The organism is Mycobacterium sp. (genome assembly GCF_035653355.1).
Classification (GTDB): domain Bacteria; phylum Actinomycetota; class Actinomycetes; order Mycobacteriales; family Mycobacteriaceae; genus Mycobacterium.
The window spans coordinates 1-8,743 of record NZ_DASRBZ010000440.1 but is presented as its reverse complement, the minus strand read 5'-3'; the positions used below and the strand labels follow the sequence as shown (position 1 = coordinate 8,743).

Annotated in this window: 10 protein-coding genes; 8 read left to right on the top strand and 2 right to left on the bottom strand. The window is 67.1% G+C overall.

Annotation, left to right across the window (positions count from 1 at the left end):
* Positions 1-695, top strand: a 695-nt coding sequence (locus tag VFA16_RS15150) for an electron transfer flavoprotein subunit alpha/FixB family protein (RefSeq protein ID WP_324968610.1), incomplete at its 5' end; no start/stop codon positions are given.
* A gap of 74 nt (positions 696-769) precedes the next feature.
* On the opposite strand, the gene VFA16_RS15145 is transcribed toward VFA16_RS15150, so the two are convergent.
* Positions 770-1,624 carry a metal-dependent hydrolase gene (locus VFA16_RS15145; protein ID WP_324968609.1) on the bottom strand — a complete coding sequence of 285 codons (855 nt, stop codon included), beginning with the start codon at positions 1,622-1,624 and terminating at the stop codon, positions 770-772.
* Positions 1,625-1,695: 71 nt separating this feature from the next.
* Between VFA16_RS15145 and VFA16_RS15140 the strand changes: the two genes are divergently transcribed.
* The 3 genes from VFA16_RS15140 to mnmA are packed head-to-tail and all read left to right on the top strand — an operon-like array spanning position 1,696 to position 4,604.
* Positions 1,696-2,334, top strand: a complete 639-nt coding sequence (locus tag VFA16_RS15140) for a TetR/AcrR family transcriptional regulator (RefSeq protein WP_324968608.1) — start codon at positions 1,696-1,698, stop codon at positions 2,332-2,334.
* A gap of 21 nt (positions 2,335-2,355) precedes the next feature.
* Positions 2,356-3,534: a cysteine desulfurase family protein gene (locus VFA16_RS15135; protein ID WP_324968607.1), complete on the top strand. Its 1,179-nt coding sequence runs from the start codon at positions 2,356-2,358 to the stop codon at positions 3,532-3,534.
* Complete coding sequence (gene mnmA, locus VFA16_RS15130) at positions 3,531-4,604, top strand: tRNA 2-thiouridine(34) synthase MnmA (protein WP_324968606.1); 1,074 nt, start codon at positions 3,531-3,533, stop codon at positions 4,602-4,604. Before VFA16_RS15135 ends, mnmA begins: the two co-directional genes overlap by 4 nt.
* Positions 4,605-4,610: 6 nt before the next feature.
* On the opposite strand, the gene VFA16_RS15125 is transcribed toward mnmA, so the two are convergent.
* Positions 4,611-5,237 (bottom strand): sensor domain-containing protein, encoded by a 627-nt coding sequence (locus tag VFA16_RS15125; RefSeq protein WP_324968605.1) that lies wholly within the window; start codon positions 5,235-5,237, stop codon positions 4,611-4,613.
* A 59-nt stretch (positions 5,238-5,296) separates the two neighbouring features.
* Between VFA16_RS15125 and VFA16_RS15120 the strand changes: the two genes are divergently transcribed.
* From VFA16_RS15120 to ligA, 4 genes are all read left to right on the top strand, one after another.
* Positions 5,297-6,313 carry a methionine synthase gene (locus tag VFA16_RS15120; protein ID WP_324968604.1) on the top strand — a complete coding sequence of 339 codons (1,017 nt, stop codon included), beginning with the start codon at positions 5,297-5,299 and terminating at the stop codon, positions 6,311-6,313.
* A 78-nt stretch (positions 6,314-6,391) separates the two neighbouring features.
* Positions 6,392-6,880 carry an SRPBCC family protein gene (locus VFA16_RS15115; protein WP_324968603.1) on the top strand — a complete coding sequence of 163 codons (489 nt, stop codon included), beginning with the start codon at positions 6,392-6,394 and terminating at the stop codon, positions 6,878-6,880.
* Positions 6,877-7,191, top strand: coding sequence for a metalloregulator ArsR/SmtB family transcription factor (locus VFA16_RS15110; protein ID WP_324968602.1), 315 nt, complete (start codon positions 6,877-6,879; stop codon positions 7,189-7,191). Before VFA16_RS15115 ends, VFA16_RS15110 begins: the two co-directional genes overlap by 4 nt.
* Before the next feature lie 37 nt (positions 7,192-7,228).
* The coding region (gene ligA, locus VFA16_RS15105) for an NAD-dependent DNA ligase LigA (protein ID WP_324968601.1) at positions 7,229-8,743 on the top strand (1,515 nt) is incomplete at its 3' end.

Sequence of the window (8,743 nt, the reverse complement as noted above, 5' to 3'; positions counted from 1 at the left end):
CGGCGGTGATCCTGGCCGCCAGCGCCGACGGCAAGGAGATCGCGGGCCGGCTGGCCGCGCGGATCGGCTCCGGACTGCTGGTCGACCTCGTCGACGTCCAGCCCGGCGGCAAGTTCGTGCACTCCATCTTCGGTGGCGCGTTCACCGTCGAGGCGGAAGCCACCGGCGACACCCCGGTGATCACCGTGCGGGCCGGTGCCATCGACGCCGAACCAACCGAAGGCACCGGTGAACAGGTCACCGTCGAAGTGCCCGAGCCCGCGGAAAACGCAGCCAAAGTCACCGCCCGCCAACCCGCTGTCGCCGGCGACCGCCCGGAGCTGACCGAGGCCGCCATCGTGGTGTCCGGCGGGCGCGGTGTCGGCAGCGCGGAGAACTTCCACGTGGTCGAAGAGCTGGCCGACTCGCTGGGTGCCGCGGTCGGCGCCTCGCGCGCCGCCGTCGACTCCGGCTACTACCCGGGCCAGTTCCAGGTTGGCCAGACCGGAAAGACGGTGTCGCCGCAGCTCTACATCGCGTTGGGGATCTCGGGGGCGATTCAGCACCGCGCCGGCATGCAGACCTCCAAGACCATCGTCGCGGTCAACAAAGACGAAGAAGCGCCGATCTTCGAGATCGCCGACTACGGCGTGGTGGGCGACCTGTTCAAGGTGGCCCCGCAGCTGACCGAGGCGGTCAAGGCCCGCAAGGGCTAAGTAGCGCCAACAGAAGCAAAACCCCCCGATTCCGTTGCGAATCGGGCGCTTCGCGTCTGCTCGCCAGGAGGGAGCTACCTCGCCTGCACAAGCTGATTTCCGTCCGCGTCGAACAGTTCCTTGGACCAGCGGTCGAGGATCTCGGTGCTGTCCCAGTCGTCGGGGTGGAAGCCCGGACGGGTGTAGTCGGCGATGCGACGACGAGTCTCGGCGCTCAGCAACGGCGATTTGCGGAAATCGTTGAGGCTGCGCAGCAGCCGCCGCGGGTTGTAGGACGCGCGGTCGCGGGCCATCGAGCGGAGCGTCTGGATGATCATCTCGGCCAGGAAGATCACGGTCGCGATCCGCATGGCGCGCACCCGCGTGCGCTCGGTTCCGCCGACCGCTTGGAAGACATCGAAGGCCACCGCTTTGTGCTCACACTCTTCGAAGGCGTGCCACAGCAGTATCGGCCGCACGTCCGATCGGCCGAGGAGGTCCAGCATCTCGTCGTCGGTCAGTACCAGCTCCGCCAGCGTGGCCGTGTAGTGCTCCAAGGCGGCGGTGCCGGCCAGCGCCATCTCCGTGGAGAACACCTTTTCAAGCTTGGCGAGCAACCACGCGACGTGGCGATCGAACCGCACGGTGGGATAGCCCATTTCCTGGAGGCGGTCGTTGAGCAGCCGGTGTTGCTGGCGATGGGTGGCCTCCTGGGCGATGAACCCCTTGACCGCCTGCTGCAGTTCCGGGTCGGTGATCTGGTCGCGATAGTTGCGCACCGACCGGATGAAAAAGTCCTCACCCTCCGGAAACGCCGCAGACAGCATCGCGAAGAAGTGGCTCATCACGAGGTCGTCCCCGGCGTAATGCTTCCGGGCGCCCGTGGGAAGCGCGAACTGGACCCGACGGGCTTTCAGCGCAGGGCGTTTGGCGGGCCGGGTACTCGACATATTCGGTCTCCTGTCGGTTAGCTCACATCTGACTCTACGCCTAGTCAGATGGCAATGACAGACTGTGGCCCATGAGCCCGGCGCGGATCTATGGCGGCATGACAGCCGAGCAGCGCGAGGCCGGGCGTCGAGCGCGCCTGATCGACACGGCAATGGAACTGATGGGTACACGAGGCGCCGCGGACACCACCGTGACCGCGGTCTGCGCCAAGTCCGGGGTCACCTCGCGCTACTTCTACCAGCACTTTGCCGACCGCGACGCGCTGCTGCGTGCCGTCGCCGAGCAACTCCGCTCTACCATCCAAGACGCCATCGTGGCGGCCATCCCCGAGGGCATCTCCACGCCCGACGCGTTGGCGCAAGCCCCGATCCGCGCGCTGATGGCCATAATCCACGACGATCCACGGGTGGCGCGGATTCTATTCGTGGAATCCGGCACCGAGCCCACCCTGCGCCAACTCCGCAGCGAGCTGATGGCCAGCTTCGCCGACCTGGTCTGGCAACAGGCCCGGCTGCACCTCAACATTCCCGATTCCGCGGTCAAGGTTGGCGAACTCGCCGCAATTCTGGGCGTCGGCGGGGTGTTCGAAGTGTTGCGCCGGTGGGCCGACGGCGAACTCGACTACACCCAGGAGCAACTCGTCGAGCACTGCGCCGGGTTGTTGGGCAGCCTCGCCGGCTACGTCCTGGCGGACGGTGCCGCCGAATAGCGCCGGTATCCTGGGCGGGTCATGGTGTACCTCGACCACGCCGCCACCACCCCGATGTATCCCGCAGCCATCGAGGCGATGACGGCTGTCTTGGGCACCGTCGGAAACGCTTCGTCGCTGCACACCACCGGCCGCGCCGCGCGCCGCCGGATGGAGGAGTCGCGCGAGCTGATCGCCGACAAGCTGGGCGCGCGTCCCTCGGAGGTTATCTTCACCGCGGGCGGCACCGAAAGCGACAACCTCGCCGTCAAAGGCATTTACTGGGCACGCCGCGACGCTGAGCCGCGCCATCGGCGCATCGTCGCCACCGCGGTGGAGCATCACGCCGTCCTCGACTCGGTGACCTGGCTGGCCGAACACGAAGGCGCCGAAGTGACTTGGCTGCCCACGGGCCCGGACGGGTCGGTGTCGCCGGCCGCGTTGCGCGACGCACTCGACGGATACGACGACGTGGCGCTTGTCTCGGTGATGTGGGCGAACAATGAGGTCGGCACTGTCATGCCGATCGCCGAACTAGCCGCCATTGCAGCCGAATTCGATGTGCCGATGCACAGTGACGCGATCCAGGCAGTGGGCCAGCTGCCGGTCGACTTCGGCGCCAGCGGCCTGTCGGCAATGAGTGTGGCCGCACACAAGTTCGGTGGTCCACCGGGTGTCGGCGCGTTGCTGTTGCGCCGTGACGTCAGCTGCGTGCCGCTCACGCACGGTGGCGGCCAAGAGCGCGACATCCGTTCTGGCACACCGGATGTCGCTGGCGCTATCGGGATGGCTACTGCGGTGCAGATCGCGGTCGACGGGCTGGAGGCCAACAGCGCGCGGCTTCGGTCTCTGAGAGACCGGCTCATCGACGGCGTCCTGGCGGCGGTTCCAGACGCTCACCTCAACGGTGCGCGGGAGCCCCGGCTACCGGGCAACACACACTTCACGTTTGACGGTTGCGAAGGCGACGCACTGCTGATGTTGTTGGACGCCAATGGAATCGAATGCTCGACCGGCTCCGCATGCACCGCGGGCGTGGCACAGCCCTCTCACGTGCTGCTGGCGATGGGCGCCGATGCGGCCAGCGCCCGCAGCTCCCTGCGACTGTCGCTGGGGCACACCAGCCTCGACGCCGACGTCGACGCGGCGCTGCGGGTGCTGCCAGGTGCGGTGTCGCGCGCACGGCAGGCCGCGCTGGCCGCCGCGGGGGTGTCGCGATGAAAGTTCTCGCCGCGATGAGCGGCGGCGTCGACTCGTCGGTGGCCGCTGCCCGGATGGTGGATGCCGGCCACGACGTGGTCGGTGTGCATCTCGCGCTGTCGAGTGCTCCCGGCACGCTGCGAACCGGCTCGCGGGGATGCTGCTCCAAGGAGGACGCCGGCGATGCCCGGCGAGTCGCCGACGTGCTGGGAATCCCGTTCTACGTATGGGATTTCGCAGAGAAGTTCTCCGAAGACGTGATCGACGACTTCGTGTCGTCCTATGCCCGTGGGGAAACTCCCAACCCCTGCGTCCGGTGCAACCAGCGGATCAAGTTCTCGGCACTGTCGGCTCGCGCCCTGGCGTTGGGTTTCGACGCCGTGGCCACCGGCCACTACGCCCGGCTCTCCGGTGGACGGCTGCGCCGCGCGGTCGACCGGGACAAGGACCAGTCTTACGTGCTGGCCGTGCTCACCGCCGATCAGCTGCGCCACGCGGCGTTCCCGGTCGGTGACACACGGAAGCCACAGATTCGAGCGGAGGCCGCTCGCCGCGGCTTGGCGGTCGCGGAAAAGCCTGACAGCCATGACATCTGCTTCATTCCTTCGGGAGACACCCGTGCCTTTCTCGGCGAGCGCATCGGGGTCCGTCGCGGCACCGTCGTCGACGCGCGCGGCACGGTGCTGGCCGAACACGAGGGGGTGCACGGGTTCACGATCGGGCAGCGCAAAGGACTGGGCATCGCCGGTCCCGGCCCGGACGGTCGGCCTCGCTACGTGACTGCGATCGACGCCGACACGGCGACCGTGCGGGTGGGTGCGGCCGCCGACCTCGACGTGTGGACACTGACCGGGCGTGAACCGGTGTTCACCACCGGAACAGCGCCGCACGAACCCGTCGAGTGCGTAGTCCAGGTCCGCGCCCACGGCGAAACCGTTCCCGCCACAGCGGAATTGAAGGACGGCGCGCTCGTGGTTCAGCTGCATGACCCGTTGCGGGGCGTCGCCCGCGGGCAGACGCTGGTGCTGTATCGCCCCGACCCCGAGGGCGACGAGGTGATCGGCAGCGCCACGATCGCCGGCACCTCGTAACAGGGGCTAGCCGGGCACTTTCGCCGTGATGTTGGTCATCACGATGTCGGGCACCGACTCGGGAAAACCGCAAAAGGTCACTTCCACCAAAACCACGGACTTGACCCGATAATCACGCCCGCAGGCGCCCGGCCTGGTGTGCAACGCGTCTTCCTCGGCGTTCCAGTCGCCCACCAACAGCCATCCGGCCGACGTGGCCGCGCAGTGCTCCACGGTGGTGACCAGGGTGTCGAAGCTGCGGCGTGCGGTGTCGGCGTCGCGATATCCGGCGGCTCCTTCGGAGATCAGCGCGCCTTTGGGCGGGTACTGAAACGTCGTCTTGTGGAACTGCTCGACATCGGGCCCGAATGTTGCCGTGTCGGCGTAGAAGAACCGGCATTGCGGCGGAGCTGATTGGGCCAGCGAGTCCAGGTCCACCAGTTGGCTGCCGTCCATGGTCGGGATGATCGTGAGGTCGTCCCCGGTGCCGGTGATCGCGCGCATCCGCGACTGGTCCAACAGAACTTCGTCGACGTCGACACCCGACAGGGCACCAAGGGGTCCGAACGCCGGGACCGCGGCGCCACCCACCACGCGGGTACATGCCGTGGCCATCAGCGCCGCGCAGCACCACACCAGCAGCGGTCGCGACATATTTCTTCGGGTCCTTCCCTGCATCGAGCGTAGTCGCGGGGCGCCAGTACGGTTGTCCGATGAGTGTTTTCGCAACGGCTGCTGGCAACGGCTCGTGGCCGGGCGATTCTCCGCGTGAAGCTGCTGAGGTCGTCGTCGGTGAGCTGGCCGACGCGTTGGCCCACATTGTGGAGCTGCCCGCCCGCGGAGTCGGCGCCGACATGATCGGGCGTGCGGGCGCGCTGCTAATCGACGTGGCCATCGACACAGTGCCGCGTGGCTATCGCATCGCAGGCCGACCCGGCGCGGTGATGCGCAGGGCGGCCAGCCTGCTCGACGAGGACATCGACGCGCTGGAAGAAGCGTGGGAAAAGGCGGGCCTGCGCGGCAGTGGCCGCCCGGTCAAGGTGCAGGCCCCTGGGCCGGTGACCTTGGCGGCCGAGTTGGAGCTTGCCAACGGACACCGGGCGATCACCGACCACGGCGCCGTGCGCGACCTGGCAGCGTCACTGGCCGAGGGTGTCGAGGCGCACCGTGCGGCGGTATCACGCCGGCTCGACACACCGGTCGTGGTGCAGTTTGACGAGCCTTCGCTACCGGCGGCCCTGGCCGGGCAGCTGACCGGCGTGACCGCGTTGACCCCGGTCGATCCGATCGACGAGGCACTGGCCACCGCAGCGCTCGACACCTGCGTCGCCAGGGCCGGCGCTGACGCGCTGCTGCATAGTTGTGCATCATCATTGCCGTGGAACCTCTTGCAAACCAGCAATTTTCGCGCAGTATCCGTCGACGCCAGGAACGCACGGGACACCGCGGACCTCGACGGCATCGCGGAATTCCTCGAATCGGGGCGCACCGTGATGCTCGGCCTCGTTCCTGCCAGCGCCCCTGCACCGCGACCGTCGGTAGAAGAAATCGCTGCCGCCACGGTGGCGATCACCGACCGGCTCGCTTTTGCCCGCTCGCAGCTGCGGGAGCGAATCGGCATCACCCCGGCATGCGGTCTGGCCGGGGCGACCCCGGAGTGGGCCCGCACCGCGATCAAGCTCGCCCGGCGGGCCGCGGAGGTGTTCGCGCAAGACCCCGACGCCGTCTAGCCAAGGGCCGATACGCAACCAAAAGGTTGCAATTCGGGGCGGAGAGTGCTGTACTGATATGCAACCAGGAGGTTGCATATGAGTACGGATCGGATCGAAAAGCAGGTTGTGTTGCGCGCGCCGCTGGAGCGGGTCTGGCGCGCCATCAGCGAGGCGGACGAATTCGGCCGCTGGTTCGGCGTCCGATTCGACGGTCCTTTCGTTGCTGGGAAATCGGTCACCGCGACGATCACTCCGACCACCGTCGACGACGACGTCGCCAAACTCCAAGAGCCGCATGCTGGGAACCGAAGCACCTGGCAGATCGTCGCGGTCGAACCTCCGACACGGTTCGCCTACCGTTGGCATCCATGCGCCGGCGAGCCGGACGTCGATGAGGAGCCCACCACATTGGTGGAGTTCACCTTGTCGGAGACTCCTGAGGGTGTGCTGCTGACCATCGTCGAATCCGGTTTCGACGCCATCCCCGAGCCGCGTCGCTCTACCGCCTTCGAGGCCAACAGCGGAGGCTGGGCCCACCAGGTGCAGCTCGTGCAGAAGTACCTGGCATTGGAGCAAACAGTGTGACAGCGAAGCTGGCGCCGGTATTCGACGCGCTGGGCGACCCCAACCGTATGAGCATCATCGTCCGGCTTTGCGAGGGCGGGCCGAGCTCGACTTGTCAACTCAGCCAAGCGATTCCGGTCACCAGGCAGGCCGCGACCAAACACTTGCAGCTGCTGGAGGTGGCCGGATTGGTCAGCAGCAGCCGGCGAGGACGCGAACGCATCTGGACCGTTCGTACCGAACCGCTGGCTCAAGCCAGCGACTATCTGACCGCATTGTCGCGTCGCTGGGACGCCGCGATCGACCGGCTGCGGGCATACGTCGAGCAGTGACCGCGCTCTCGTCGGAGCCCTCCGATAACCTGCCAAGGTGAGCTCAGCAGAGGCTGATTCGGTCGCACCGGACATCCGACGGCAGTGGCAGGAACTGGCCGACGAAGTCCGCGAACACCAGTTTCGCTACTACGTGCGCGACGCGCCGATCATTTCCGATGCGGAGTTCGACAAACTGCTCGGCCGGCTCATCGCCCTTGAGGAGCAATATCCCGAGCTGCGCAAACCGGATTCGCCCACCCAACTGGTCGGTGGTGCCGGATTTGCCACCGACTTCATGCCGGCCGAACATCTCGAGCGGATGCTCAGCCTGGACAACGCATTCAGCGAGGAGGAACTTGCCGCCTGGGCCGCCCGGATCCGCGCCGAGGTCGGCGACGAGGCCCACTATCTCTGCGAACTCAAGATCGACGGAGTGGCGTTGTCCCTGGTGTATCGCGACGGCCGCCTGGCGAGGGCGGCCACCCGCGGAGATGGCCGCACAGGTGAGGACGTGACGCTCAACGCCCGCACGATCGACGACGTGCCGGAGCGCCTCGACGCCAGCGACGACTTCCCGATACCGGCGGTGCTCGAGGTGCGCGGCGAGGTGTTTTTCCGGATCGCGGACTTCGAGGCGCTCAACGCAGCTTTGGTCGCCGACGGCAAATCGCCGTTCGCCAATCCGCGCAACAGCGCCGCCGGATCGCTTCGGCAAAAGGATCCGGCGGTCACCGCACGTCGAAAACTGCGGATGATCTGCCACGGGATAGGACACACCGAAGGCTTTCGACCGGCCACCCTGCACGAGGCGTACCTAGCGTTGGCGGCTTGGGGGCTACCGGTTTCCGAGCACACGAAACGCGTCGACGATTTGGCCGGCGTGCAACAGCAGATCGACTATTGGGGTGAGCACCGCCACGACGTCGACCACGAAATCGACGGTGTCGTCGTCAAAGTCGACGAGGTGGCCCTGCAGCGCAGGCTGGGTTCGACGTCACGCGCTCCTCGGTGGGCGATCGCCTACAAATACCCGCCCGAGGAGGCGCAGACCAAACTGCTCGACATCCGGGTCAATGTCGGTCGCACCGGGCGGGTTACGCCGTTCGCGTTCATGACACCGGTAAAGGTTGCCGGCTCGACCGTCGGGCTGGCCACCCTGCACAACGCCTCGGAGGTCAAACGCAAGGGCGTACTGATCGGCGACACCGTGGTGATCCGCAAGGCCGGCGACGTCATCCCCGAGGTGCTGGGCCCCGTCGTCGACCTGCGCGATGGCTCGGAACGCGAATTCGTCATGCCCACAACGTGTCCCGAGTGCGGCACCACGTTGGCGCCGGCCAAGGAAGGCGACGCCGATATCCGTTGTCCTAACGCTCGATCATGCCCCGCGCAGTTGCGGGAGCGCGTTTTTCACGTCGCCAGCCGCGGCGCGCTGGACATCGAGGGGCTGGGATACGAGGCGGGCATCGCGCTGCTGCAGGCGAAGGTCATCGCCGACGAAGGCGATCTGTTCAGCCTCAGCGAGGACGACCTGTTGCGCACGGAACTTTTCCGCACGAAAGCCGGCGCG

Excerpts from the sequence above, each read along its gene's own strand:
- VFA16_RS15120 (WP_324968604.1), top strand. The coding sequence starts at position 5,297 with ATGAGTGTTTTCGCAACGGCTGCTGGCAACGGCTCGTGGCCGGGCGAT.
- VFA16_RS15115 (WP_324968603.1), top strand. The coding sequence starts at position 6,392 with ATGAGTACGGATCGGATCGAAAAGCAGGTTGTGTTGCGCGCGCCGCTG.
- mnmA (WP_324968606.1), top strand. The coding sequence starts at position 3,531 with ATGAAAGTTCTCGCCGCGATGAGCGGCGGCGTCGACTCGTCGGTGGCC.
- VFA16_RS15135 (WP_324968607.1), top strand. The coding sequence starts at position 2,356 with ATGGTGTACCTCGACCACGCCGCCACCACCCCGATGTATCCCGCAGCC.
- VFA16_RS15125 (WP_324968605.1), bottom strand. The coding sequence starts at position 5,237 with ATGTCGCGACCGCTGCTGGTGTGGTGCTGCGCGGCGCTGATGGCCACG.
- VFA16_RS15140 (WP_324968608.1), top strand. The coding sequence starts at position 1,696 with ATGAGCCCGGCGCGGATCTATGGCGGCATGACAGCCGAGCAGCGCGAG.
- VFA16_RS15145 (WP_324968609.1), bottom strand. The coding sequence starts at position 1,624 with ATGTCGAGTACCCGGCCCGCCAAACGCCCTGCGCTGAAAGCCCGTCGG.